Origin of the sequence: uncultured Pseudoteredinibacter sp. (assembly GCF_947500695.1) — a bacterium.
GTDB lineage: Bacteria > Pseudomonadota > Gammaproteobacteria > Pseudomonadales > Cellvibrionaceae > Pseudoteredinibacter.
The window spans coordinates 26,533-50,677 of record NZ_CANMSS010000017.1; the positions used below are offsets into that span (position 1 = coordinate 26,533).

Below are 24,145 nucleotides of genomic sequence, written 5' to 3' on the forward strand. Positions count from 1 at the left end.
CACGATTGTAATCACAGGGCCTGATAATGTTATAAGGAAGCGTGGGAGAATTAAAGTGAATGAATGCTATAAAGGTAGATGCTGTTGTAGTCGTGCAGCGAGACGAACAAATAAAAACAAGCCCTCCTTTGAGGAGGGCTGGCGTATTACAGCATGCTGCGCAACATCCAAGCGGTTTTCTCATGAATAACCATGCGATCGGAAATCAGTGAGGCGCTTGATTCGTCATCGGCTTCCTGGGCTAGAACTAAGACTTCGCGGCAAGTTCTCACCACTTGTTCGTGAGCCTCGGTTAATAGCACCAACATATTACCTGCTGCGGGGACGCCGTCTACCTCTTTTATTGAACTTAATTCAGCCAAGGCCTTATAAGTACCTGGCGCAGGGTAGCCAAGGGTACGAATACGTTCGGCAATCTCATCGACTGCAGTGGCCAGTTCGGTGTAATGCTCTTCGAACATCAAGTGCAACTCACGGAATTGTGGGCCGGTTACATTCCAGTGGAAGTTGTGTGTTTGCAGATACAAGGTGTAGCTATCGGCCAGCAAGTGGCTTAAACCTTTAGCGATAGCGGCACGATCTTGATCGTTAATACCAATATTAATAGCTTGTCTTTTGGTCTGGCTCATGGTCATTCCCCTTACGTAGCTGTTACTCAAACGGTTTAACTCTTCAGTGGGATAACTATAGGCAAAATCTTTGATTAGTTAAAATTAATTAAATATATCTGCTTGATAGTTTTCTATGTTGTTAATGTGGGTTAGGCTGTAAAGGAATACTTAGGTTGATATTTTATAACCTTAAGTCTAATAAATTAGACTTTTACGAACATAGGCTTTGGTGCAAACTAGGCTTATCTTCACAAATTAGCAAAATCTCTGCGGGATTGGCGGTTTAAGTCTCCCGTTATGCTGAAATTGCCTATTATAGTAGTACGGCTTTGCCGACACTCAGCAACTTTAAGGAGACACCTATGCTTGATCTCAAGCGTCCCGATTTACTGCGTACCCAATCTTTTATCAATGGCCAGTGGGTAGATGCCGATAATGGCGCCACCGTTGAAGTTCGAAATCCTTCTAGTGGTGAGGTTGTAGCCACTGTTGCCAGCTTAAGTGAGGTGGAAACCCGCCGCGCTATCGAGTGTGCGGAAGAGGCTATGAAGGCTTGGCAAAAGACCAGCTGTAAAGAGCGCGCCAAAGTGTTGCGCACTTGGTACGACTTAATTATGGCCAATCAAGAAGACTTGGCCAAAATCCTAACGGCTGAGCAAGGTAAGCCTTTGACAGAGTCCATGGGCGAGATTGCTTATGGCGCCTCTTATATGGAGTGGTTTGCCGAAGAAGCCAAGCGTGTAGACGGTGATGTTATCCCTGCCCCATCTGGGGATAAGCGTATTGTGGTTATCAAGCAGCCGGTAGGTGTCGTTGCTTCGATCACTCCTTGGAACTTCCCGAATGCCATGATTACTCGCAAGGTAGCGCCAGCGATTGCGGCGGGCTGTACGGTGGTAGGTAAACCCGCGACTGAAACCCCGCTTTCTGCATTAGCCTTATGTGTGCTGGCTGAAGAGGCCGGTGTTCCCGCTGGTGTAATGAACATGGTGGTGGGTTCCAGCTCGCGAGCTATTGGCGGGGAGATGACAGGCAACCCCATTGTGAAGAAGGTGACATTCACAGGTTCAACGCCAGTGGGTAAAGTTTTGATGGAGCAGTGTGCCGCTACGGTTAAGAAGACATCTATGGAGTTGGGCGGTAACGCGCCATTTATCGTTTTTGATGATGCCGATCTTGATGCCGCGGTAGCTGGCGCTGTCGCTTCTAAATATCGCAACGCAGGCCAAACCTGTGTTTGTTCCAACCGAATGCTAGTGCAAGAGGGTGTGTACGATGCTTTTGTTGAGAAGCTCGCAGCGGCCGTTTCTGATTTTAATGTTGGCGATGGCTTTAGTGAAGATGTAACGATGGGACCTTTGGTAAATGCCAAAGCCGTTAATGATGTTGAGGCAATGGTGCAAGATGCCGTTGATAAAGGCGCAACATTGGCAGCCGGTGGTAAGCGCTCAGATCTAGGTGAGTGTTATTACGAGCCAACAATTCTGACTGAAGTTAAGCAAGATATGCGCGTCTTCAGTGAAGAAATTTTTGGCCCCGTTGCGCCAATCTTTAAATTCAGCACAGAAGAAGAAGCCATCGCGATGGCTAACGATACTGAGTTTGGTCTAGCAGCTTACTTCTATACTCGCGACATTGGTCGTGTATGGCGTGTAGGTGAAGGTTTGGAATACGGTATTGTCGGTATCAACGAAGGTATCATCTCCAATGAGATGGCGCCGTTTGGTGGTGTTAAGGAGTCTGGCTCTGGTCGAGAAGGTTCCAAGTACGGTATGGATGACTACCTAGAGCTGAAGTATATGTGTATGGGTGGTATTGATAAGTAAATACTACTTAGAAAACCTAAATACCGTTAAAAGCCCGGTGCTAGCTTTAGTGCTGGGCTTTTTTGTTTTCCGTTAGCTATTCGTTTTCTTGAAAAACAGGCTTTGAAAGTTTAGCTAGCTTTGCCCTTACTCGGCGAGATCGTATGCTTCTTTTAAATGCTGACAAAATACAGACAGCGCTTTGTTACCGCTATTGTTCTTAAAGCAGGCGGCAATATTTGCTTGATAGTGAAAACGCTCGGCAGCAAGCCTCTTCAGTTCGCCTTTCGCGACCAGTTCATTGGCATAGTATTCAGGGAAGTAGCCGATGTACAAACCAGTTTGCAAAAGGGCTAAACGTGCTTCGTAATGATAAGCCGTAGCGCGACGCTGTAATTTATTAATTACTTGGCTGGCTTGTGGGTTGGTCTGGATGCCGGGATGAACAAAGCGTTGTTGCTTAATAAGCTCAGCATTAATGACTTCACTCGATGTGTTAAACAAAGCGTGTTCTTTGCCGCAGTAAAGTTGATATTGCTCTTTATACAAAGGTAAATAGCTTACTGAGCCAAGCTCTCGGTGGCAGGGTATAAAGCCGATGTCGGCTCGGCCGGCCAATAAGGCGCGCTCGATTTCAGGTAGCACTTCGGTGGCGATAGAAATTTCCACATCAGGCGCTTGTTCTGCAAAGCGTCTTAATACTTCGGTTAATAAAAAATTCTCTTTATCTCCCAGAATGGCATCACTGCAGAGGATTTTGAGTTCGCCACTTAACTGGTTATGCAGGGCGCTGATTTGACTTCGAAAGCCCTCAAGAGCCGATAGTAGTTGCAGGCAAGCTTGATAAACTTGCTTGCCATCGTCGGTTAGCGCAAAGCCGCTGCGGCCACGGCGACATAAAATTAAACCTAAACGCGCTTCTAAATCAGCCATATGAGTACTGATAGTAGAACGGGCAATGTTTAACTCGGTTTCTGCTGCACTAAAGCCACCACACTCAGCGACGGCCTTGAAAATTCTTAGCAGGCGAACGTCAACATCGTTAATTTTGCGTTGCAATGACATGGTGTTGCTCTTTTAGTTGGGCTAGAAAAAGGGTTAGCAGGCGATCGCTGATGGCATCTTTGCGGTGTGCCGCGCTAATGTCGCTGCGATAAGATTTTCTGCGAGCTTTTAGTGTACGAATTTTTCCCGCAGCAACCAAGGGGGCTGCAAAGTGTTCAGGTAAAAAGCCGATAAAAGCCCCTGATAAGATTAGCTGTGCCCTAGCTTCCATATGCCCAGCGCTGGCCCGGCCATTAAAGTTATGGGTGAGCTTTTGAATATCTGGGTTTAGTTGATAGTCGGCGTGCACAAAAGCTTGTTCGGCCAGCATTGTTTCTGTGATATTTTTATCTGCAATTTCATAGAGGGCGTGATTGTTGGCACAAAATAGAAAGTGCTGCTCTTGATAGAGATGGTGATATTTAAAATCTGGTAGGCTGCGGTGGTGAGCAATGATGCCTAAATCTATCTCTTTTTTGGCTAAAGCCGTTTCTATATCGATTTGGCTGGCGTTGCTTAGGTTTAAGAATACATCGGGTGCCTGCTCTCGAAAGCGCGCTAGGCTGGCGTGCAGCTTTAAGTTTTTATCATTTAAGGTTCCGTCGGTTATAGCAAGCTTCAGTTCACCACTAAGCGATGAGTGTTTGAGGCTATCAATATGGCGATCAAAGGCCTCGGCGCTTGCCAGCAAGCTTAAGGCTTCACGGTAAACAGACTCTCCTGCAACGGTGAGTGCAAAGCCTGCTCGCCCGCGGCGACACAAAGTAGTACCCAGACGATGCTCTAACTCAGCCATATGATTGCTGATGGTGGATCTGGCCAGATTTAACTCGCGTTCGGCCGCTGCAAAACCACCATTATCGACGACAGTCACAAATATTCTCAGTAGTTTAATGTCGGCATTCATAAACAACCTTTTATAGTGTAATTCGTGCAGCTACTCTCTTCTATTTGCTAGCAGCAATATCCGATAAAGTTCGATTTTTTCAACCTAATGGTTTTATTGTAGGCCTTTATCGAATTTATGTCTCGGTTAAAATTTATGTCTCGGTTAAACCGCAGCAAAACAAGAATAGCTTGAACTGATAAAGGTGATTTATGACAGATAAGGTTTTGTACGAACCACTTGGTGGTAATGATATGCCCCGCTTTGGTGGGCCTGCGACATTTATGCGCTTGCCGGCCGTGGATTTGGATGAGCACCTAGATGTGGCTTTTCTTGGTGTGCCTTTTGATATCGGTACGTCGAATCGCCCGGGGGCTCGCCTAGGGCCGCGTGAGATTCGTGATGAATCGCGTATGCTACGTCCTTTTAATGTCTCTACTGGTGCCGCTCCCTTTGACAGTCTAACTATTGCTGATAGTGGTGATGTCCCAATTAACACCTTTAACCTGCAAAAGAGCATCAGCATCATCGAAGAGTTTTACGATGACGTAATGGCTAAAGATATTATGCCGCTCACCATGGGTGGTGATCACACAATTGCGTTGCCTATTTTGCGAGCCTTGAAGAAAAAGCATGGCCCTGTTGGGTTGGTCCATGTTGATGCTCATGCCGATATTAATGATCATATGTTTGGTGAAAAAATCGCCCACGGTACGCCTTTTAGAAGAGCCATGGAAGAAGGCCTGCTAGACGGCGAACGAGTTGTTCAGATTGGCTTGCGTGGAACCGGCTATTCGCCTGATGAGTATCAGTGGTCTCGTGATCAGGGTTTCCGCGTTGTTCAGGCTGAAGAGTGTTGGCATAAAAGCCTTGAGCCATTGATGGCGGAAGTTCGTCAGCAGCTAGGTGATGGCCCGGTTTATATTAGCTTTGATATCGATGGGTTGGATCCAGCCTATGCTCCGGGAACCGGCACCGCTGAAGTGGGCGGGCTTACGGTTCATCAGGGCTTGGAAATCGTGCGTGGCTGTAAAGGTTTAAATGTGGTGGGTGGTGATTTAGTGGAAGTTTCACCGCCTTACGACACTACCCATAACACTTCGGTTGTCGCTGCTAATTTATTGTACGAAATGCTCTGCGTACTGCCGGGTGTTCAGTATCACGAATATAGCTAGCTTAACAGTCGCCAAGGGCTAACCCTTAGGCGACATGCTCTGGCATAATGGCTTCTTACCCTGTTTTATTTGGGGCAGAAAGTCACAAAGAGGTCATTATGCTGGACGGTAAGAGCGTTGTTTTAATTGGTATGCCAGGTGCTGGTAAAAGCACTATTGGTGTGATGTTGGCTAAAGAATTGGCCAAAGATTTTATTGATACCGATATTCTTATCCAGTCTCGCGAAAATGCCACCTTACAAGAGATTATGAATGAAGGCGGCTACCTTCACCTACGTGATATCGAATCTGATGTCATTCAAAATGCCCACTACCATAATCATGTCATTGCCACTGGAGGCAGTGCGGTCTACTGTGAGGCTGCAATGAAGCACTTGGCAACTTTGGGGCCCATTGTCTATCTAGAAGCGAGCTTGAATGAGTTGCGCCAACGTATCCATAACTACGAAAGCCGAGGTATTGCACGTCGCGAAGATCAAAGTTTTGAGGATGTCTTTGCCGAGCGCACCGAGTTATATCGCCGTTATGCGGATATTACTATTGATGGTGATGGCAGCAGCCAGGGAGCTGTGCTAAAAACTACCGTAGAAAAGTTATTGGCGCTGTAAGTATTGAAGCGCGCTAGATTAAATAGCTTCGTCTAATCATTTCAGAAACAAGCGAATCAATCGAATAATAAGGAATTCTCAGATGGCGCGATTTTTGTTGATCTGCAGTGTATTGGTATTGGCGTCCTGCTCAGGTCTATCCCAAGAAGAATGTATGAATGCGGATTGGGAGGCCATTGGCTTTGAAGATGGGGTGGTCGGTAAGGGTTTAGAGAAAGTGGGTGACTATCGAGAAGATTGCGCCAAACATGCGATCAAGGTAGATCTAGAGCGTTATAAATACGGCCGAAACATCGGTTTGAAAGATTTTTGCCAACCTGCTTCAGCGTTCCAAGCGGGCCGAAGAGGTTATATATATAAAGGGGTTTGTCCTGCTGATCTAGAGCCGGCTTTTGTAGGCCCTTATGAAGAAGGCCGTATCGTATTTCGGGCTGAGCAGCGATTTAATCGTGCTGAATCCGAGCTCAATGGTGCGGAAAACAGCATTGATCGTATTGAGCGAGATATTCGCAATCGCGAGCAAGAGTTATTGGATGACAAGACAGCTGCAGATAGACGCCGTCAGTTATATAACCAAATCGAAGACTTAAAGCGCGATTTGTACCGAGAAAAGGAAAAAATTCGTGATTTACACGAAGAGGTCTATCAAGCTCGCCGTGAGTTTGAGGACGCTCAGGCGCAATATGGTAGATAGTTTGGCTGGTAGCTAGATGAGCTAGGGTTGCATTGAGCAACGAGTTACTAAGACATAAAAAAACCGGCTTAGGCCGGTTTTTTTATTCTAGCTGTAAAGCAGGTAGCTTATTCAGCCATCTCTTTTAGCTTCTTCAATGGGCGAACTTTCACCTGGATTGAAGCTGGCTTAGCTTTAAACATGGTTTCTTCACCAGTGAATGGGTTGATACCCTTGCGAGCTTTCTTAGCTGGCTTTTTCACAGTGGTGATTTTCATCAGGCCTGGCAGAACGAATTCGCCACAGGCGCGCTTTTTGATGTGACCTTCGATTACTGCTGATAGCTCTTCCAGTACAGCGGATACCTGTTTTTTGCTCAGTTCAGTATTTTCGGCGATTTGAGTAAGGATTTGAGTCTTGTTGTAGCGTTCCTTCACCGCTTTAATTTTACGCTCTGGCGCAGCAGCTTTTTTAGCTGGAGCCTTTTTAGCAGGTTTGCGAGCAGCCATAATCCGTTCCTTTATAATATTTGGGTATCTTATTTATCATTTAGGCCTTGTTGGATTCTAAGCAGGTCTCAGAGAGCCAAAAAAGCCTATATATACAGTCTTTAATGTACCGCCTAAGCGGTTGAGCCTATATATATAGTATTCAAACGGCCCTAGCAACCATAAATGTGCTTAAAACCCCATTTATTTGATATTAAGCGGTATCTGCATCCGCTCTTGCTCGCTAGTCTTAACCTAGAGTGAATAACTGGCCGACTAGGGCCGAAATCCTTTGGCTGCCCCAGCCGCTCAAAAAGCCACCGCTGAATTGGCTTTTAAGGGCAAATCAGCCCATTTGGGTGTTTGTCAGCGCGTTATGCTGGGGTATAATTGCCGGCTTTTTGAGCGGGGCAGACTAAACTGAGCCCGGCCATTTGTATGTGCCAGAACAAGGCGCAGCAAAAAGCACCAGCAAGTAGTTATTGTTAGAGGAAGTTGGCCGTTTGGCCGATGAAAGAGATTTATGCCGATTTATGAGTATCAGTGCCAGGAATGTGGGCACCAAATGGAAGCTCTGCAAAAACTCAGCGATGAGCCCTTAAAAGACTGTCCAGCCTGTCAGCAGCCCCAGTTGCAAAAGCAAATATCCGCAGCTGGCTTTCGCCTAAAAGGCAGTGGTTGGTACGAGACTGACTTTAAATCTGGCAAAAAGAAGAACCTGGCTGGCGACAATGCCCAAGCATCTGGTTCTGATTAAAGGCTGCAAAGCCGAGACGTTCACAGCAATTTAACCTAGGCCAAAAGCCGAACTTACAGGAAAGCAACATGCGTTCTATTTACGGAGGCATTCTAAACGCCTCACACATTGATCAAGAAGTAACCTTGTGTGGCTGGGTCGATACCCGCCGTGATCATGGTGGCGTTATCTTTATCGATCTGCGTGATCGTGAGGGTATTGTACAGGTGGTATTTGACCCTGATGGCCAGGATGATTTCAGCCGTGCAGAGCGTGTGCGTAGTGAGTTTGTACTGCAGGTAAAAGGTAAGGTCCGTGCCCGCAGCCCAGAAACAGTAAACAGCAATATGGCTACCGGTGAGATTGAAGTCTACGGTACCGAGTTGGAAATCCTGAACGAATCTGCGCCAGTACCATTCCAGATGGATGAGTACACCAATGTGGGTGAAGATGTTCGTTTAAAGTATCGCTACTTGGATTTGCGCCGTGATGAGATGCAAAACAATCTTCGTTTGCGCTCAAAGGTAACTAACGCCATCCGTAACTACCTTGATGATAATGGCTTTTTAGATATCGAGACGCCGATTCTAACTCGCGCCACACCAGAAGGTGCGCGTGACTACTTGGTGCCTTCACGTACTCATGACGGTAAATTTTTCGCATTACCGCAATCGCCACAGCTATTTAAACAGCTGCTGATGGTTTCGGGTTTTGATCGCTATTATCAGATTGCTAAATGTTTCCGTGATGAAGATTTGCGTGCCGATCGTCAGCCTGAATTTACTCAGATCGATTTGGAAACCTCTTTTATGAGCGAAGAGGAAATTATGTCGGTAACTGAAGGCATGATTCGCAAGTTGTTCCAAGATGTTCAAGGCGTTGATCTAGGTGAATTCCCACGTATGCCATTTGCTGAAGCAATGGAAAAGTACGGTTCAGATAAGCCAGACCTACGTCTTCCGCAGCAACTTGTTGAAATCAAAGATCTGCTTAAGGATATTGAGTTTAAAGTTTTCGCTGGCCCTGCTAATGACCCGGCTTGTCGCGTAACCGCATTGAAAGTGGATGGTGGCGCTCAGCTATCTCGTAAGCAAATTGATGAGTACACCAAATTTGTTGGTATCTACGGTGCGAAAGGTCTGGCCTGGATCAAAGTTAACGAGATCGAAAAAGGCATAGAAGGTCTGCAGTCGCCAATCATTAAATTCTTGGGCGACGAAGTGACCATGAATGTCATGGAGCGTACCGGCGCGAAGAATGGCGATATCGTATTCTTCGGTGCTGATAAAGCGAAGGTAGTTAGTGAAGCTTTAGGTGCATTGCGTTGCAAGTTGGGTGAAGACTTGGATCTATATACCAGCGAGTGGGCGCCGCTTTGGGTTGTTGATTTTCCAATGTTCGAAGAGATCGAAGGTGGTTGGACAGCCTTGCACCACCCATTTACTGCGCCTTCCTGCGGTCCAGAAGAGCTAAAAGCTAACCCAGGTGCAGCGTTGTCGCAAGCTTACGATATGGTATTGAACGGTACTGAGCTAGGTGGTGGTTCGGTTCGTATTCACCAGCAAGATATGCAGCAGACCGTGTTTGAAATCTTAGGTATTGAAAGCGAAGAGCAAGAAGAGAAATTTGGTTTCTTGTTGGATGCCTTGAAGTACGGTGCGCCTCCGCATGGTGGTTTGGCTTTTGGTTTAGATCGCTTAATTATGTTGATGACTGGTTCTGCCTCTATCCGTGACGTGATTGCCTTCCCGAAAACTCAGACTGCAGCTTGTGTTATGACTGACGCCCCAGGTGCGGTAAATACCCTTCAGTTGAATGAGCTTAACATCAAGCTGAAGTTAAAAGAGAAGCCTGAAAGCGCAGAGTAAGACTCGGCGACTTCACAAAGGCCCCGTGTGTCTGCGCGGGGCTTTTTTTATGCCAGTTCCAATCAATTTTGAAATCGTCACCTGGTTTGAAAGCTATTTTCCGCTAAAAGATAGTTTAGAGAAAAATGTTTTTAAGACCGAAAGCGCTAAGTTGACGATGGATCCCCCGATTAAAGCCTTACTAGCTATGGATAAACTTCAAAAGACGATGGCGCTTATTACAATGCTGGAAGGTCTTAATGACGTATGCAGCGCCAACCCAAATACTGACTTTCAAAAGATTATTTTAGCGCTTTGAAGTAATTACCCTTTGTCTTATCGAGCGATCGCGAGTAAACACAATGGTTTGCGTTCTTGCTATTGCCTAATCACTAATTTCTTCCATTAAAAACGCTCGCTGCAAGCTAGCTTAGATTTAAATTCACCTATACTCAAAAATATCATGGGTTTCATATGGGTGAATTGAATGAAGCTATTCCTGCTACGGCTTTTCTGTAGTTGGTTTTTGGTTGCTGAGGTGAGCCGAGCTGGGGATATATTTGATTTAGGTGACAGGCATTTTCAGAGCGTGTCTCTTAATGGCGCTCGTTCCTCTGTTATTACTTCGATAGCCCAAGGTCCTGATGGTCTAATTTGGAAAGGCAGTCAATGGGGATTGTTTTATTTCGATGGGTATAACTATCTTCGGCCAGAGGGCTATAAACAACGGTTCAAATCCTACAATCGCCAATATATAAAAAGAATCTGGTTTTCGAAGGCGGGCGATCTATTTGCCGGAACGGCAGCAGCAGGCCTTATCTATTGGGATATTTCGAGCAATGAATGGCTTGCTTTCAATATCGAGGAGGCTTCATTGCCGAAAGCGTGCAGTGGGCGAATATCGGCTTTTGCTGATTCATCGGCTGGCGCTGTTTGGGTGGGTACAGATAGTGGTCTGTGCTTATTTGACCCAAAATCCAGAACTTTCACCGCAGTAAAGCTTGCTTTGCTTCCTCAGCGATTTTTTAGGTCACTCTGGCTAGAGGGCGATAGACTTTGGTTTGGCACTCAGAATGAGTTTGGGTTTATACCTGAAAAGGAATTGATTGAGGCGCTTAAAAGTAACGCTGACTCTCCGGGTATAGAGCTACTAATTGATGATATTTCTGTTTCTTCAATCCGTTCTGATAGCGATGGTGTAATTTGCGTTAGCAGTGAAAACACAGCAGTATATGGAGTGTACCCTGATGGCCAGGTAAAGCCCCTAGTGGGTAGCTTAGCAACGGCTGAGTTGGCAGTAACAGAAGATGAATTATGGTTGGCTAGTTATTCAAAGGGGTTGCAAGTATATGACAGGAGGACTGCTGAGTTTATTGAAAGTTTCCGTCACGATAGCAATGTTGCATCAACGCTAGATAATGATGAGCTCGAATCAATTCTTTATGATCAGTCGGGCATTTTGTGGGTTGGTACACGAGGGCATGGTTTCAATACTATTGTTCCCAGTCAGAATTCCTTTCGTTTATTGTTTCCTTCTCCAGAGAAGGCTAACAGTTTAAGTGTTGCCAATATTCACATTGTAAAAGTTATGGCTGATGGGGAGGTATGGTTTGGCTCGACAAGTAATGGTGTCGACGTCTTTGATCAAACAAAGGGATTAATCCGATCGTATCGGCACCAAGCTGGTGTGAAGGGTGCATTGCAGGGGCCTCATATTTTATCCATAGATCAGGAGGCTGACGGTACCATTTGGTTAGCCAGTCAATCCAATGGTGTTTTTCGTTATCTAAAAGGCAGCGATAGCTTTGAACATTACTTTGAACAAGATGGGGTATTAGGTGGTAGGTTGAGACATGTTTTTTTCCGTTCAAATGGCGATGTGCTAGTCGCTGGTGAGCGTGGAGTGGTGGTAAAGAAACAAGGGAGTGAAAGTTTTACGCCTCTTATGATGGAAGAAGAAAACTCTCCCTTACGGTATTCAATTCTGAATATCTATGAGCGTCAAAATGGCGATGTTTGGTTAAACGGCATGGACCGCCAATACTTTCTTTCGGCAAACTCCTCAAAAGCTAAGCAACTTTCACTAAGTTTGCTTGATGGCTCGCCCCTACCGCAAGGCTCAACGCTTGGTATTCGGGATTCAAAAAGTGGTCAGTTTTATATGTATAAAGGTGGCAAATTACTTCGTTTGGCCAGTGTTGTTGAGGCTGACAGGGCTATATTTGAATTGGTCCTGGATGAATCCTACGGAAAACTAGACCACTTTGAAGATGATCAGGGTGTTTGGTGGGCTTACGGGCAGTGGGCAAATACAAATACTTGGGAGCAGGGGCGTTTTGGTGAGGCCGATGGCATGCCAATGACATCTGGCTGGATTTTTTCCTTAGATAAAACTACAAAAGATACTTATCTTTATGGCTCGCCATATGGGGTGGTCATGCTCAAGGCGAGTCGCTATAAACGCTGGGTCTATCAGCCGCCAGTGAATATAAGTTCTTATACTATCGATGGTAAAAGAATTGATGGCAGTACGAAAAAATTTAGCTTTCCGGCGCATTCGAAATCACTGAGCTTTGAATTTAGTGCGTTAGATTATTCGTTTCCAAAATCCAACCGATATGCTTATCGGTTGCTGGGCTATGATGAAAACTGGACCGAAGTTGATTATAAAAACCGTCGGGCAACCTATACAAATTTAAGTCCGGGGGAATATCAATTTCAGGTAAGGGGAAGTAATCGCCATGGTTTGTGGAGTAACGAACAGGCAGTAATTGCTTTTAAGGTGATGCCCAAGTGGTATCAAACATGGTGGTTTACACTTCTCGCGCTGCTGTCAATTGTTTGCCTGTTGTTGCTTGTTTATCGTTGGCGGGTTAAACAGTTGCGACGTAAACAGCAAGAGTTAGAGGGTTTGGTGTCGTATCGAACCCAAGAGTTAGAGGCGTCCTTGAGCGAGCTGCAGTCGACACAGAAAAAGCTTCTGGTTAGCGAAAAGATGGCATCGCTTGGTCGTTTGGTGCGTGGTGTGGCTCACGAAATTAATACGCCGCTGGGAGTAATAAAAATGGCTGCTTCTAGCTTAAGAGAGCAAGCAGAAGTTTTACATTCTAATGCTAGTAACTCCATTCAACAGCAAACAGGCAAGCCCTTGGCCACCAGTTTTGAAATGATCGGGAAAAACATAGATCGCATTGCTGGTTTGGTGAGCACATTTAAAGAATTGGCTCCGGATGAAAATGTATCAGTGATTAAGAAGTTTGAGTTGGATGCTTTAATTGATAGTTCTTTGCGAAGCCTAGATGAGCGCCTACAAGGGGTGCATTGTCGTACTTCTGGAGAGTCCGGGCTCAATATAGTCTCAAACTCCAATATCGTGCATCAGGTTTTGCAGGAGATCATTGAGAATGCCCTGTGTCATGCTTGGGCCAAAGACTGGGCGGATAGTAATCACTTTGAACAAGCGCAGTTGCATATCTCTTGGGGGGGAGCTGCCAGTGATGAACATTCAGTCTTCATTTCCGTGGAAGATAATGGCAGGGGCATTTCTGAAGTTGATCGCGCCAAAATCTTTGATCCCTTTTACACGCTTCATGATTCGGCTGATACCTCAGGTTTGGGGCTTCATGTCGCCTATCTAAAGGTTAGCCAACAGCTCTTTGGTGAATTACGTTGTGAAAAAGCGCCAAGTGGCGGCTGTTGCTTCACCATGATTCTTCCTATTGACCCAGAGGCCGCTATCGGGGAAACTACTGGATAAATTAACAGTGTGCTGTTGATGTCTAGATATACAGATGTATAGATGACGTATAGACGATATATAGGCTTAAGCACAGGGCACTTCGATAACTCTGGTAGATATGTCTCGAGCATTGCGAGTGTTGGGTATAGACCCAGGTTCACTAAAAACCGGTTTTGGTGTCATTGATGTACATGGCAGCCGCAATGCCTATGTATCCTCAGGCGTCATTCGCCTGCCTGCCGATCGCCCCTTACCCGAGCGTTTAAAGATAATTTTTGACTCTATGTTGGAAGTCATTGATGAATATCGCCCTGCCGAAATTGCGGTGGAGCAGGTTTTTATGTCTAAAAGCGCCGGTTCTGCTTTGAAGCTGGGGCAGGCGAGGGGGGCTGCGATTGTGGCTGGCACCTTTCGAGATATCCCTATTGCGGAGTACGAAGCTAAGAAGGTCAAGCAGTCGGTAGTGGGCAGTGGCGCCGCGGATAAACAGCAGATGCAGCAAATGACCAAAACCTTATTAAAATTGTCTGATGTTCCCCAAGAAGATGCGGCTGACGCCTTGGCTGTCGCACTTTGTCATATTAACTCTCGCCGGCACTTTTCTCAGCTTGGTGATGCTCGCCAATACCGTCGTGGGCGAGTGGTTTAATGGCTGTTTTGGTGCTGATGCAGGTTCTTAGATATGAAGATGGCGAAATTAACAAGTAAGGAAGATTTATGATTGGTCGCTTAAATGGGCGAATCTTGGAAAAGCAGCTACCCATCGTGCTGCTTGATGTACAAGGTGTGGCTTACGAGGTACAGGTGCCAATGACCAGTATCTATCGCTTAGGAGCTATTGGTGATGAAGCGATTTTACATACCCACCTATCGGTAAGTGAAACAGCTCAGCAGTTGTTTGGCTTTGCAGAAAAGAAAGATCGAGAGTTATTCCGTATTCTTATCAAGATCAATGGCGTGGGCCCTAAAATGGCCCTGGCGATTCTGTCCGGCATGGAGGCAACAGATCTCGTCAATTGCGTAATGAGTGATAACGTGAGTGCCTTGGTAAAAGTACCTGGGGTGGGTAAAAAAACGGCTGAACGACTGATCATTGAGCTGCGTGATAAATTAAAGGATTGGGAATTGCCCAGCATGCCGCTCGCTGAGCTAGAGGCTGCCAGTGCGGCAAAGGTTTCAAATGCTGCGCAAGAAGAAGCGGAGAGTGCCTTGGTTGCCTTGGGTTACAAGCCTGCCGATGCCAGCAAAATGGTTATGGCGACCAGTAAGCAATTTGCTGAAGAAATTAACGGCGCTGAAGATCTCATCCGTTTAGCATTAAAGCGTACTTTGAATTTACCCGCGGCTTAGCCCTCGGAACTGGTGAACTGAACCCCCATGATTGAAAAAGACGACCTGCAATCTGAGCGAATTATTTCCCCGCAAGCTCGTATGCAAGAAGAAGTGGTGGACAGGGCTGTGCGCCCCAAAACTTTGGGTGATTATGTCGGTCAGCCGGTAGTGCGTGAGCAGATGGAGATCTTCATTGGGGCGGCCAAAAAGCGTGGCGAAGCTTTGGATCATACCTTGGTATTTGGGCCACCTGGCTTGGGTAAGACCACCCTTGCCAATATCATTGCCAATGAAATGGAAGTGGATCTTAAGACCACCTCTGGTCCAGTTTTGGAAAAAGCTGGGGATTTAGCTGCCCTGATGACCAATCTCGAGCCGGGTGATGTGTTGTTTATTGATGAAATACATCGCCTAAGCCCTATGGTGGAAGAGGTCTTGTATCCAGCAATGGAAGATTACCAGCTGGATATTATGATCGGCGAAGGCCCGGCTGCGCGTTCGATAAAACTAGATTTGCCGCCTTTTACTTTGGTGGGGGCAACGACGCGAGCTGGTCTGCTCACCTCACCGCTGCGAGATCGCTTTGGTATTGTGCAGCGCTTGGAATTTTATAGCGTCGCTGACTTGAGCAGCATTGTAGCTCGCTCTGCTCGTTTGATGGGTATCGATATGCAAGATGAGGGCGCCCATGAAGTGGCTCGTCGTAGTCGCGGTACCCCTCGTATTGCCAATCGCCTGTTGCGCCGTGTAAGAGATTTTGCGGAAGTGAAAGGCGATGGCCATGTCAGTAAAGAGGTAGCTGACAAAGCCTTGAATATGTTGAATGTAGACCATCATGGCTTTGATCATATGGATAGGCGTTTATTGCTGACCATGATTGAGAAGTTCGGTGGTGGTCCCGTTGGGGTGGATAATCTTGCTGCTGCAATCAGTGAAGAGCGTGACACCATTGAAGATGTGCTCGAGCCTTACCTCATTCAGCAGGGCTATATGGTGCGAACCCCAAGAGGGCGAATGGTGACAGATCTCGCCTATAAACACTTTTCTATGATTCCGCCAGAACCTAAAAATTGAGCTATAGCGGTCGTAAGCTACGACCGCTATAGTTTCCTCTTTTCCGTGAGCTTAACTTCCCCTACTAAGAGCCTCCACATTGGGCTAAACTGCGGCCTTTTGGTTCGAGTAATTTAGCTCGCTTCTCGCTAGCGAGGATGGAGAGATTTTGAAAGAAATTCAATCCGGGGAATTTTCCCTGCCTGTGCGCGTCTATATCGAAGATACAGATGCTGGTGGTATCGTTTATTACGTTAATTATTTGAAGTTTATGGAGCGAGCGCGAACCGAGTTTATGCGTTCTAAAGGCTTTGATAAGGCTGCCGTCGGTGGTGATGGGCAGCTTATGGTGGTGCACTCGGCCAATGTTAATTATCGCAGGCCTGCGCGCTTAGATGATGAGCTTGAGGTAAGCGCAAAGGTCATTCAGCTGCGTCGCAGTTATTTGGTATTTGCGCAGCAAGTGCGGCTCAAGGGCAGTAATGAAGTGCTCTGTGAGGGCGAGGTAAAAGTTGCCTGTGTTGATGCAGACAACATGAAGCCCAAAGCGATGCCGCAGGCAATACAAGACGCTTTGAGTCAGGGCGAGTAGTTAAGCAGGTATACACTGTTTATCGGACTTAAGTCTGCAATCTGCTTAAGGCAAGATTGCCGTTCCCAGTTTGGGCGGCCAACGAATTTTAAATACACAATAAGGAAACAGTAACAAGATGCACTCTGCCGAACCCTTATCTATATGGGGCCTAATTGCCAATGCCAGCTTGCTGGTTCAGCTTGTTATGGCGCTATTGTTCTTAGCCTCTGTTGTCTCTTGGGCCATGATTGTGCAGCGCGGTTTGTATCAGAGCAAAGCTAAGCGTGCGCTAGTTCAATTTGAGCGCGAATTTTGGTCGGGAGTCGATCTAAACCAGCTGTTTAGACAGAGCAATAGTCGCTCTGCCAGTGGTAAGGTCGATGGTGTGGAAAGCATTTTTCGCGCCGGCTTTAAAGAATTTACTCGCTTGCGCCAGCAGGTGAGTGCAGATCCTGATGCGGTTATGGAAGGTACGCAAAGAGCAATGCGTGTTGCGCTTGCCCGTGAAGAGGAAAAGTTAGAGCAAAGCCTACCTTTCTTGGCCAGTGTGGCCTCGGTAAGCCCCTATATCGGATTGTTTGGTACGGTTTGGGGGATTATGAATTCCTTTCGTGGCCTGGCAAATGTCCATCAAGCGACCTTGGCTACCGTAGCACCGGGTATTTCTGAGGCCTTGGTGGCAACGGCGATGGGCTTATTTGCGGCCATCCCTGCGGTATTGGCTTACAACCGATATTCAGCCAGAGCAGAGACTTTAAGCAATAGCTATGAAACCTTTGCTGAAGAGTTCTCATCAATTCTGCATCGCCAAGTGCACGCTAAGTAGGTATAGCCATGAGTTGGAAGCGCAGGGTTAAAAAGAAACCCATGGCGGAAATCAACGTTGTGCCATATATCGATGTGATGTTGGTTCTGCTTGTCGTGTTTATGGTAACAGCGCCGATGTTGATGCAGGGTGTAAAAGTAGATTTGCCCCAAGCACCTTCGGCCCCATTGGATGAAAAGCAAGATGAGCCTTTAATTGTTTCTGTAGATAAGGCCGGTCTCTATTATCTGAATCTAGGTAAAGACGACAAGGTTGCCAAGCCTATCGCACAAATTACGGATACAGTTGCCAAGATTTTGCGACAAAAACCGAATACCCCTGTGTTAGTCTGGGGTGATCATAATGTTGATTATGGTTTGGTTGTTGGCTTGATGACTCAGTTGCAAGCAGCTGGCGCACCTTCGGTGGGATTAGTGACTGAGGCCCCAAGGGAGAGCAATGCGCGCTAATCAGAAGGGTTTAGAGCAGCGTCAAGGCGGCTTTGGTGGTATTGGCATTTTGGTTAGCGTGCTTTTACATGCCTTATTAGTGGTGGTTATTCTGTGGGGCTGGGAAAGCAGTGAAGAGCCTCAAAAGCGCCGAGTGACCCCTAAGTATGTGCAGGCAAAACTGGTAGAAATTAAACCCAAGGCTACCCCAAAGGCCACTCCAAAGCCTAAACAAAAAGTTATAGATCTAACTAAAAAACGCCGTGATGCCGAGCGCCGTAAAAAACAAGAGCGTGATAAAGCAAAGCGCTTAGCGCGCGAAAAGGCGGAACGAGAGCGCAAGGCCAAAGCGGCGAGAGATAAAGCCGCGAAAGAAAAGAAAGAGCGTGAAAAGGCTGCTCGCGAGAAAGCGGCAAAGGAAAAGGCGGCTAGAGAAAAAGCTGAGCAGGTCGCCCGCGAACAAGAATTGCAGCGTCAAATTGATCAAGAGATGCAAGCTGAGCGAGAGGCTATGTTGGCCGAGCAGCAAGCTGAAGAAGACCAGATGGTAGCCCAAAGTTTTATTGGTTTGATCGCTCAACGAGTAGAAAATAATTGGTCTCGCCCTGCTTCAGCTCGTAAGGGTATGCAATGCGAACTGCGTATTCAGTTGGTGCCTACTGGCCGCGTAATCAGTGTAACCGTGGTTAAATCCAGTGGTAATGCGGCCTTTGATCGCTCTGCTGAGCAGGCGGTAAAAAAGGCCGAGCAGTTCCCAGAACTTAAGCAATTACCACCAGCGGTGTTTGAACGAAATTTTCGCCAATTACGATTGGTATTTAATCCTAAGGACTTGAGATTGTGATGACTATCCATCAACACATTAAATCATTGGCAGTGCTTATTCTATTGAGCATTACGGCCCTAGCCAAAGCGGAATTGACCATCGAAATTACACAGGGCGTCGATAACCCAGCAAAAATTGCCATTGTGCCTTTTTCTTGGTCTGGCAGTGGCCCTCTGCCGGAGAACGTCGCCAATATTGTATCGGCCGATTTGCTGCGTAGCGGCCAGTTTGATCCAATTCCTGAAGGGGATATGCTGTCCTTCCCACAAGATGAGTCAGAAGTCCTGTTTCGTGATTGGGCGCGTTTGGGTACCGAATTTTTACTCATTGGCTCAATTAAACCAAGCTTGTCTGCTATGGGCACCAATGGCTATCGTTTAGATTTTCAGCTATTTGATGTGCTGGGCCAGCGTCGCATGCTCAATAAGAATGTTACGGTAACCTCTAAAGGCTTACGCGATATGGCTCACTTTGCCAGCGATGAGGTTTATGAGGCGGTCACCGGTATTCGTGGAGCCTTTTCTACCAAGATGATTTATGTAGAAGCGAATCGTAATCGCCAGGGCAAGCTGATTTATCGTTTGAATCGCGCCGATGTCGATGGCGCCCGCCCAAGCTTGTTATTGGAGTCTGATGACCCATTGCTGTCGCCAGCTTGGTCGCCCGATGGGAAGCAGGTTGCCTATGTATCTTTTGAAACCGGTCGCCCGGCAATTTTCCGCCAGGAGCTGGCGACCTCTAAGCGTGAGCAGCTGACCAATTTTAAAGGTCTGAATGGTGCGCCGGCTTGGTCGCCAGATGGTAAGAAGCTGGCGATTACCTTATCTAAGGATGGTAACCCTGAGATTTACGTCTTAGAAATTGCCTCTCACCGATTAACTCGAGTAACCAATCATTTTGCGATTGATACCGAACCGAGCTGGACGGCTGATGGTAAAGGGATCATCTTTACCTCGAATCGAGGTGGTAAGCCGCAAATTTATCAAAAGACACTGGCCTCAAGCCGTGTTGAGCGTCTTACCTTCTTAGGTGATTACAATGCGCGCGCGCGATTGTCGCCTGATGGTAAAACTCTGGTGGTAGTGAATCGCCAAAATGGGGTATTCCACATCGCCGCACAGGATTTAGAGACTGGTGATCTGCGCATCTTGACCGAAACCCGTTTGGATGAATCGCCAACGATTGCGCCAAATGGCGCCATGCTGATGTACGCCACTCGTCATCGCGGCAAAGGTATTTTGGCAGCCGTCTCTCTAGATGCAGGGGTGAAGTTTAGATTGCCATCTCAGCGCGGAGATGTGCGAGAACCCGCTTGGTCGCCATATTTTAATTAATAAGTGCAAGCTTTGTGGTCTAGGCCTTGACCTTAGCTGCTTTAGCCGGTATTCATAGGAAGATTTGAGAGCTATAATCGAATCGTAATAGTGACAGGGTTTAATATCCCATTGTCTGATATCTGACCAATAGATTGGTGGCTATCTAACAAGAAGAAGGTTCCTGTCACCAAATAGCGGCTTGGGCCCGATTGCACGACATTATATGTATTTTTTTGCGGTACCTAAATTGACTGATTTTTGCGCAGCGAGCGTATAAAGATTATTGGGAGTTAACTATGACACTTAAAACAATTAAAAATAGCTTGGGCTTGGCCATTATCGTAGCTGCCATGGCTGGATGTAGCAGCACTGGTGATACTAAAGAAGATGATGCTGGTAACACATCTACTAATGGTGCTGACTCTGGCGTAGCCACGGGTACTGCGGATAACAACGGTTTAAGCAGTGGCGATAACAGCGATCAGTATGCTGAGCTAGACACTGTATTCTACTTCGACTTTGATCAGAGCTTATTGCGCCCTGAGTCTCGCACAGCTTTGACTGGCCATGCTGCGCGCTTGAAATCTTCTGGCGACAATGTTCGTTTGGAAGGCCACGCAGATGACCGAGGTACTCGCGAGTACAACATGGCTCTAGGTGAGCGTCGTGCTAATGCGGTTCGTGATTTCTTGTTGCTACAAGGCGTTAGCGCTAGCCAGCTAGAGACTGTTAGCTACGGTGAAGAGCGTCCTGCACAAGATGGCACTAGCGATTATGCTCGTGGCCAAAACCGTCGCGTTGAACTTAAGTAAGTTATTTTGATGAAAGCTCCATATTTAACCGCTGCTCTTGCAGCGGTTTCTTTATCTGCCGCCCAGCTATCCTTTGCTCAGGCTCAGGTCGTTGATACTCAGCCTATTGTCGATAACCGCAGCCCAGCTATTTCTCAGTCTGTTCCTGTATCTAATTCCTCCGCTGACAGTCAGGCGCAGGTTTTCTATCAGCTGCAGCAGTTGCAGCAAGAAGTGTTGCAACTACGTGGTTTAGTGGAAGAGCAGGCCTTCGAGCTTAAGCGCTTCAAGCAGCAGCGCATGGATGACTACCTAGATTTGGATCGTCGCCTTGCTTCGCTAGCGAAGACAGCGCCGACAAGCACTCCGGGTTCATTGGTAAGTGCTCCCAGTACCGTAGCGAATGTTGCTTCTGCGGCAACTCAGGCGGTATCGGCGGGTGATTTACAAGATTATAGAGCAGCGATCGACCTGGTATTGCACAAGCAAGACTACGATCAGGGTGAAAAGCTACTTCTGCAACATATTGCTAACTACCCTAATAGTAAATTTTTGCCGAACTCACAATACTGGTTAGGACAGATCTACTTAATCAAGCGTGATTACGAGCAAGCAAAGCAACGCTTTCTAATCGTGAAAGAGCAATTCCCAGATCACGATAAGTATATTGATGCCGTGTTTAAGTTGGGTAAGGCGTATCATTTGCTTGGTGATAATGCCAGTGCAGTGCCACATTTGCAGCAGGCTGCCAAAGACAGTGGTTCTGTTGGCAAGCTGGCTGAGGCTTATCTAGCGAAGAATTTCCGCTAATAGCACCGAAACGGTCATCGCACTGGCATCGGATTGAGCTGGTATAGGGGCGCAGATTTCTGTAGAATCTGCGCCCTTTGTTTGTCTGGCTAAAAAATGCACAGCGAGAAGTATGGATTCCAAGCAGTTAAGAATTACTGAGATTTTTCACTCTTTACAAGGTGAGGCCTTGAGTGCGGGCCTGCGCACGGTATTCGTGCGGCTGACGGGTTGCCCATTGCGTTGCAATTACTGTGATTCTGAGTACGCCTTCTTCGGTGGCGAAAAAATGTCTCTGGCCGATATTGTGGATAAGGTTGAATCCTATGGTGCTCAGCACGTTTGCGTGACTGGTGGTGAGCCACTTTCCCAGCCGAACTGTTTGCCGCTGCTTAGTGTTTTATGCGATGCGGGTTTTGAAGTCTCTTTGGAGACAAGTGGCGCCATGCCGGTAGATAGCGTGGACCCACGGGTTATCAAGGTAATGGACCTTAAAACCCCAGCTTCGGGTGAGTCCCATCGCAATCGCTATGAGAATATTGAGCACCTAACGAGTAATGATCAGCTTAAGTTTGTGATTTGCAGCCGTGAAGACTATGAGTGGGCTCGCTTTAAATTAGCAGAATATAATTTACCGGAAAGAGTTGCTGAGGTATTGTTCTCTGCAAGCCACGAGGAATTGCCTCATCGGGATCTGGCCGATTGGATCGTCGCTGATCGCTTGCCGGTAAGGTTTCAAATGCAGTTGCATAAGCTTTTGTGGGGAGATCAGCCAGGATTTTAGCCCCTAAACTACGTACCAGATGGATCTAGTATCAAGTAAAGCGCGTTCTCGCTAAAGAAGCTATCGCTTATAAGCGACCAGCCCTGAAGTAGGTTATTGCTAGTATGAAGATCAGTCCGTATCTATTCACCGCTATTATCTGTTTATTTTTAATGAGCTCCTTGTCGAGAGCTCAAGAGATATCAGAGGTCGCGCCAGTAGATGGTAACAACTCATTGCAAATGGTTGTCACCAATATTGCTCCATGGGGATATCTGCAAGACGGTAAGGCTCAAGGTCTTCACGTTGAGTTGTTGCGCGATATTGGTCGTGAGTGGAGTAAAGCCTACCAGCTAAAGGTGATGCCCTATGCCAGGGTGGCCAGAGATATAGAGCGGGGTAAAGCTGATCTTAGTGTGCTGTTTGACTCCCCTAGTTCTGAAGAGGCGGCGCATCGTATTTTGCCATTACCGAAGGTCGACGTAATTATGGTGATGCGCGAAGACTTAACGCTTGAAGATCTGCAACATAAGCAAAATCTTAAGGTGGGGAGATTACGTTTGGGCTTTTACGGTGCGGATTCCCTGCCGGTAAAAGCACAGCAGTGGGTAACGGTTAATTCGGTAGCCCAAGGTGTGGGGATGTTAGGGCGTGAGCGCCTGCATATGTTGGTAACAACCGCTCCCGCCTATAAATATGCATTGCAACAGCTGGGCATTGAGCAGGTGCCAGGTGTGCGCGCAGAATATTTAAATAGCGTGCAGGGCTCGGTTTTTCTATCTCGCCTGAGCTCAGTCAACAAGGCCGAGATTGAAGCGGCCACTAAGCGAGCGATCCTGAAGCATTGGGACAAGTTAAAAGAAATTAGTCAGCTTCATAATGCAGCTAATGTGTTGCGGGAATCTTCTTTGGAGATTGCTGTACCGATTGTAGCCGCTAGGTAGCTGAATAGAGGGTTTGATCAGAGTTTTATATGACTGCAAAGAAAGCTGTAATTTTGGTATCGGGTGGTTTGGATTCCACTACTGTGTTGGCAATTGCTCAAAGTCAGGGCTATGAGTGCTATACCTTGAGTTTTGATTACGGGCAGCGCCATAGAGCTGAGTTGCAGGCCGCCGAACGAACCTCAGCGCTAATGGGGGCCCAAGAGCATAAGGTGGTTCGTCTTGATCTTGGTACCATCGGTGGTTCGGCCTTAACCGATACCTCTATTGATGTTCCTGAAGAAGAGGGTGAGGGTATTCCAGTTACCTATGTGCCAGCTAGAAACACGGTCTTTCTTTCAATAGCTTTGGGTTGGGCAGAGGTTTTGGGGGCTCAGGATATCTTTATCGGAGTTAATGCCGTGGATTACTCTGGCTACCCTGACTGTCGTGGCGAGTATATTAAAGCCTTTGAGCAGATGGCGAATCTGGCGACTAAGGCCGCAGTAGAGGGGCAAAAGGTCATCATTCAAACGCCGCTCCTCGAGCTAACAAAGGCTGAGATTATTCAGCAGGGAAGTGCTTTGGGGGTAGATTACCGCAGCACCGTGTCTTGTTACCAAGCTGACGATCAGGGCAGAGCGTGCTCTGTCTGCGATAGTTGCCGCTTACGTCGCCAAGGTTTTATCGATGCTGGCGTCGAAGATGCGACCTTATATCGGGCTTAGTGCCCCGCTTTTGTATAAGCGATTGTTTTTCAGTGAAAAAAATCTTAAAAATCTCAAAAAAAGGCCTTGTCTTTTGCCGTTAAATCATTAAGATATGCGCCTCTTTTGGGTCGTTAGCTCAGTTGGTAGAGCAGTTGGCTTTTAACCAATTGGTCACTGGTTCGAATCCAGTACGACCCACCAT

General features: G+C 46.9%; 25 protein-coding genes and 1 tRNA gene. 22 read left to right on the forward strand and 4 right to left on the reverse strand.

Annotated elements, in window-relative coordinates; genetic code table 11:
• Window positions 1-146 precede the first annotated feature (146 nt).
• Window positions 147-629 (reverse strand): Dps family protein, encoded by a 483-nt coding sequence (locus Q1A08_RS20775; RefSeq protein WP_299776319.1) that lies wholly within the window; start codon window positions 627-629, stop codon window positions 147-149.
• A 344-nt stretch (window positions 630-973) separates the two neighbouring features.
• Between Q1A08_RS20775 and Q1A08_RS20780 the strand changes: the two genes are divergently transcribed.
• Window positions 974-2,437, forward strand: coding sequence for an NAD-dependent succinate-semialdehyde dehydrogenase (locus tag Q1A08_RS20780; protein ID WP_299776320.1), 1,464 nt, complete (start codon window positions 974-976; stop codon window positions 2,435-2,437).
• Between the two features lie 126 nt (window positions 2,438-2,563).
• On the opposite strand, the gene Q1A08_RS20785 is transcribed toward Q1A08_RS20780, so the two are convergent.
• Together Q1A08_RS20785 and Q1A08_RS20790 are read right to left on the reverse strand one after the other, a co-directional pair.
• The gene (locus tag Q1A08_RS20785) at window positions 2,564-3,481 is read right to left on the reverse strand and encodes a LysR family transcriptional regulator (protein WP_299776321.1); all 918 of its coding nucleotides are present in this window, start codon (window positions 3,479-3,481) and stop codon (window positions 2,564-2,566) included.
• Window positions 3,459-4,367 (reverse strand): LysR family transcriptional regulator, encoded by a 909-nt coding sequence (locus tag Q1A08_RS20790; RefSeq protein ID WP_299776322.1) that lies wholly within the window; start codon window positions 4,365-4,367, stop codon window positions 3,459-3,461. The genes Q1A08_RS20785 and Q1A08_RS20790 overlap by 23 nt, the downstream gene beginning before the upstream one ends.
• Before the next feature lie 191 nt (window positions 4,368-4,558).
• Between Q1A08_RS20790 and speB the strand changes: the two genes are divergently transcribed.
• From speB to Q1A08_RS20805, 3 genes are all read left to right on the forward strand, one after another.
• Window positions 4,559-5,521, forward strand: coding sequence for an agmatinase (gene speB / locus Q1A08_RS20795; protein WP_299776323.1), 963 nt, complete (start codon window positions 4,559-4,561; stop codon window positions 5,519-5,521).
• A gap of 98 nt (window positions 5,522-5,619) precedes the next feature.
• A complete protein-coding gene (locus tag Q1A08_RS20800) occupies window positions 5,620-6,129 on the forward strand; it encodes a shikimate kinase (RefSeq protein ID WP_299776324.1) in 510 nt (169 codons plus the stop codon).
• Between the two features lie 82 nt (window positions 6,130-6,211).
• Window positions 6,212-6,823, forward strand: coding sequence for a DUF2799 domain-containing protein (locus Q1A08_RS20805; RefSeq protein ID WP_299776325.1), 612 nt, complete (start codon window positions 6,212-6,214; stop codon window positions 6,821-6,823).
• A 107-nt stretch (window positions 6,824-6,930) separates the two neighbouring features.
• On the opposite strand, the gene Q1A08_RS20810 is transcribed toward Q1A08_RS20805, so the two are convergent.
• Entirely contained in the window at window positions 6,931-7,311 is a 381-nt protein-coding gene (locus Q1A08_RS20810) for an HU family DNA-binding protein (RefSeq protein ID WP_299776326.1), read from the reverse strand.
• Window positions 7,312-7,813: 502 nt separating this feature from the next.
• Between Q1A08_RS20810 and Q1A08_RS20815 the strand changes: the two genes are divergently transcribed.
• The 18 genes from Q1A08_RS20815 to Q1A08_RS20900 all read left to right on the forward strand — a co-directional run bounded on the left by Q1A08_RS20815 (window position 7,814) and on the right by Q1A08_RS20900 (window position 24,144).
• On the forward strand, window positions 7,814-8,047 hold the full coding sequence (locus Q1A08_RS20815) for a zinc ribbon domain-containing protein (protein ID WP_299776327.1): 234 nt from the start codon (window positions 7,814-7,816) through the stop codon (window positions 8,045-8,047).
• 68 nt (window positions 8,048-8,115) lie between these two features.
• A complete protein-coding gene (aspS, locus tag Q1A08_RS20820; protein ID WP_299776328.1) occupies window positions 8,116-9,894 on the forward strand; it encodes an aspartate--tRNA ligase in 1,779 nt (592 codons plus the stop codon).
• 49 nt (window positions 9,895-9,943) lie between these two features.
• The gene (locus tag Q1A08_RS20825) at window positions 9,944-10,192 is read left to right on the forward strand and encodes a YebC/PmpR family DNA-binding transcriptional regulator (RefSeq protein WP_299776329.1); all 249 of its coding nucleotides are present in this window, start codon (window positions 9,944-9,946) and stop codon (window positions 10,190-10,192) included.
• Between the two features lie 168 nt (window positions 10,193-10,360).
• Window positions 10,361-13,630, forward strand: a complete 3,270-nt coding sequence (locus Q1A08_RS20830) for a sensor histidine kinase (RefSeq protein ID WP_299776330.1) — start codon at window positions 10,361-10,363, stop codon at window positions 13,628-13,630.
• A gap of 100 nt (window positions 13,631-13,730) precedes the next feature.
• Window positions 13,731-14,261, forward strand: a complete 531-nt coding sequence (gene ruvC, locus Q1A08_RS20835; protein WP_299776331.1) for a crossover junction endodeoxyribonuclease RuvC — start codon at window positions 13,731-13,733, stop codon at window positions 14,259-14,261.
• A gap of 68 nt (window positions 14,262-14,329) precedes the next feature.
• A complete protein-coding gene (gene ruvA, locus Q1A08_RS20840; RefSeq protein ID WP_299776332.1) occupies window positions 14,330-14,962 on the forward strand; it encodes a Holliday junction branch migration protein RuvA in 633 nt (210 codons plus the stop codon).
• A 27-nt stretch (window positions 14,963-14,989) separates the two neighbouring features.
• Entirely contained in the window at window positions 14,990-16,018 is a 1,029-nt protein-coding gene (gene ruvB, locus Q1A08_RS20845; RefSeq protein ID WP_299776333.1) for a Holliday junction branch migration DNA helicase RuvB, read from the forward strand.
• 148 nt (window positions 16,019-16,166) lie between these two features.
• The gene (gene ybgC / locus Q1A08_RS20850) at window positions 16,167-16,589 is read left to right on the forward strand and encodes a tol-pal system-associated acyl-CoA thioesterase (protein WP_299776334.1); all 423 of its coding nucleotides are present in this window, start codon (window positions 16,167-16,169) and stop codon (window positions 16,587-16,589) included.
• A 118-nt stretch (window positions 16,590-16,707) separates the two neighbouring features.
• A complete protein-coding gene (tolQ, locus tag Q1A08_RS20855; protein ID WP_299776335.1) occupies window positions 16,708-17,397 on the forward strand; it encodes a protein TolQ in 690 nt (229 codons plus the stop codon).
• 8 nt (window positions 17,398-17,405) lie between these two features.
• The gene (gene tolR, locus Q1A08_RS20860; RefSeq protein ID WP_299776336.1) at window positions 17,406-17,846 is read left to right on the forward strand and encodes a protein TolR; all 441 of its coding nucleotides are present in this window, start codon (window positions 17,406-17,408) and stop codon (window positions 17,844-17,846) included.
• Window positions 17,836-18,669: a cell envelope integrity protein TolA gene (gene tolA / locus Q1A08_RS20865; protein ID WP_299776337.1), complete on the forward strand. Its 834-nt coding sequence runs from the start codon at window positions 17,836-17,838 to the stop codon at window positions 18,667-18,669. The genes tolR and tolA overlap by 11 nt, the downstream gene beginning before the upstream one ends.
• Window positions 18,669-19,985 carry a Tol-Pal system beta propeller repeat protein TolB gene (gene tolB / locus Q1A08_RS20870; RefSeq protein ID WP_299776338.1) on the forward strand — a complete coding sequence of 439 codons (1,317 nt, stop codon included), beginning with the start codon at window positions 18,669-18,671 and terminating at the stop codon, window positions 19,983-19,985. The genes tolA and tolB overlap by 1 nt, the downstream gene beginning before the upstream one ends.
• 278 nt (window positions 19,986-20,263) lie before the next feature.
• Entirely contained in the window at window positions 20,264-20,779 is a 516-nt protein-coding gene (locus Q1A08_RS20875) for an OmpA family protein (protein ID WP_299776339.1), read from the forward strand.
• A 9-nt stretch (window positions 20,780-20,788) separates the two neighbouring features.
• Window positions 20,789-21,568 carry a YbgF trimerization domain-containing protein gene (locus tag Q1A08_RS20880; protein ID WP_299776340.1) on the forward strand — a complete coding sequence of 260 codons (780 nt, stop codon included), beginning with the start codon at window positions 20,789-20,791 and terminating at the stop codon, window positions 21,566-21,568.
• Window positions 21,569-21,680: 112 nt separating this feature from the next.
• On the forward strand, window positions 21,681-22,331 hold the full coding sequence (queE, locus tag Q1A08_RS20885) for a 7-carboxy-7-deazaguanine synthase QueE (RefSeq protein ID WP_299776341.1): 651 nt from the start codon (window positions 21,681-21,683) through the stop codon (window positions 22,329-22,331).
• A gap of 104 nt (window positions 22,332-22,435) precedes the next feature.
• Window positions 22,436-23,254, forward strand: a complete 819-nt coding sequence (locus tag Q1A08_RS20890; protein ID WP_299776342.1) for a transporter substrate-binding domain-containing protein — start codon at window positions 22,436-22,438, stop codon at window positions 23,252-23,254.
• A gap of 29 nt (window positions 23,255-23,283) precedes the next feature.
• A complete protein-coding gene (gene queC, locus Q1A08_RS20895) occupies window positions 23,284-23,961 on the forward strand; it encodes a 7-cyano-7-deazaguanine synthase QueC (protein ID WP_299776343.1) in 678 nt (225 codons plus the stop codon).
• A 107-nt stretch (window positions 23,962-24,068) separates the two neighbouring features.
• Window positions 24,069-24,144 (forward strand) — tRNA-Lys (locus tag Q1A08_RS20900).
• Window position 24,145: the final 1 nt, after the last annotated feature.

Coding starts and splice junctions, on each gene's coding strand:
- Q1A08_RS20775 (WP_299776319.1), bottom strand. CDS start 629: ATGAGCCAGACCAAAAGACAAGCTATTAATATTGGTATTAACGATCAA.
- Q1A08_RS20780 (WP_299776320.1), top strand. CDS start 974: ATGCTTGATCTCAAGCGTCCCGATTTACTGCGTACCCAATCTTTTATC.
- Q1A08_RS20785 (WP_299776321.1), bottom strand. CDS start 3,481: ATGTCATTGCAACGCAAAATTAACGATGTTGACGTTCGCCTGCTAAGA.
- Q1A08_RS20790 (WP_299776322.1), bottom strand. CDS start 4,367: ATGAATGCCGACATTAAACTACTGAGAATATTTGTGACTGTCGTCGAT.
- speB (WP_299776323.1), top strand. CDS start 4,559: ATGACAGATAAGGTTTTGTACGAACCACTTGGTGGTAATGATATGCCC.
- Q1A08_RS20800 (WP_299776324.1), top strand. CDS start 5,620: ATGCTGGACGGTAAGAGCGTTGTTTTAATTGGTATGCCAGGTGCTGGT.
- Q1A08_RS20805 (WP_299776325.1), top strand. CDS start 6,212: ATGGCGCGATTTTTGTTGATCTGCAGTGTATTGGTATTGGCGTCCTGC.
- Q1A08_RS20810 (WP_299776326.1), bottom strand. CDS start 7,311: ATGGCTGCTCGCAAACCTGCTAAAAAGGCTCCAGCTAAAAAAGCTGCT.
- Q1A08_RS20815 (WP_299776327.1), top strand. CDS start 7,814: ATGCCGATTTATGAGTATCAGTGCCAGGAATGTGGGCACCAAATGGAA.
- aspS (WP_299776328.1), top strand. CDS start 8,116: ATGCGTTCTATTTACGGAGGCATTCTAAACGCCTCACACATTGATCAA.
- Q1A08_RS20825 (WP_299776329.1), top strand. CDS start 9,944: ATGCCAGTTCCAATCAATTTTGAAATCGTCACCTGGTTTGAAAGCTAT.
- Q1A08_RS20830 (WP_299776330.1), top strand. CDS start 10,361: ATGAAGCTATTCCTGCTACGGCTTTTCTGTAGTTGGTTTTTGGTTGCT.
- ruvC (WP_299776331.1), top strand. CDS start 13,731: ATGTCTCGAGCATTGCGAGTGTTGGGTATAGACCCAGGTTCACTAAAA.
- ruvA (WP_299776332.1), top strand. CDS start 14,330: ATGATTGGTCGCTTAAATGGGCGAATCTTGGAAAAGCAGCTACCCATC.
- ruvB (WP_299776333.1), top strand. CDS start 14,990: ATGATTGAAAAAGACGACCTGCAATCTGAGCGAATTATTTCCCCGCAA.
- tolQ (WP_299776335.1), top strand. CDS start 16,708: ATGCACTCTGCCGAACCCTTATCTATATGGGGCCTAATTGCCAATGCC.
- tolR (WP_299776336.1), top strand. CDS start 17,406: ATGAGTTGGAAGCGCAGGGTTAAAAAGAAACCCATGGCGGAAATCAAC.
- tolA (WP_299776337.1), top strand. CDS start 17,836: ATGCGCGCTAATCAGAAGGGTTTAGAGCAGCGTCAAGGCGGCTTTGGT.
- tolB (WP_299776338.1), top strand. CDS start 18,669: ATGACTATCCATCAACACATTAAATCATTGGCAGTGCTTATTCTATTG.
- Q1A08_RS20875 (WP_299776339.1), top strand. CDS start 20,264: ATGACACTTAAAACAATTAAAAATAGCTTGGGCTTGGCCATTATCGTA.
- Q1A08_RS20880 (WP_299776340.1), top strand. CDS start 20,789: ATGAAAGCTCCATATTTAACCGCTGCTCTTGCAGCGGTTTCTTTATCT.
- queE (WP_299776341.1), top strand. CDS start 21,681: ATGGATTCCAAGCAGTTAAGAATTACTGAGATTTTTCACTCTTTACAA.
- Q1A08_RS20890 (WP_299776342.1), top strand. CDS start 22,436: ATGAAGATCAGTCCGTATCTATTCACCGCTATTATCTGTTTATTTTTA.
- queC (WP_299776343.1), top strand. CDS start 23,284: ATGACTGCAAAGAAAGCTGTAATTTTGGTATCGGGTGGTTTGGATTCC.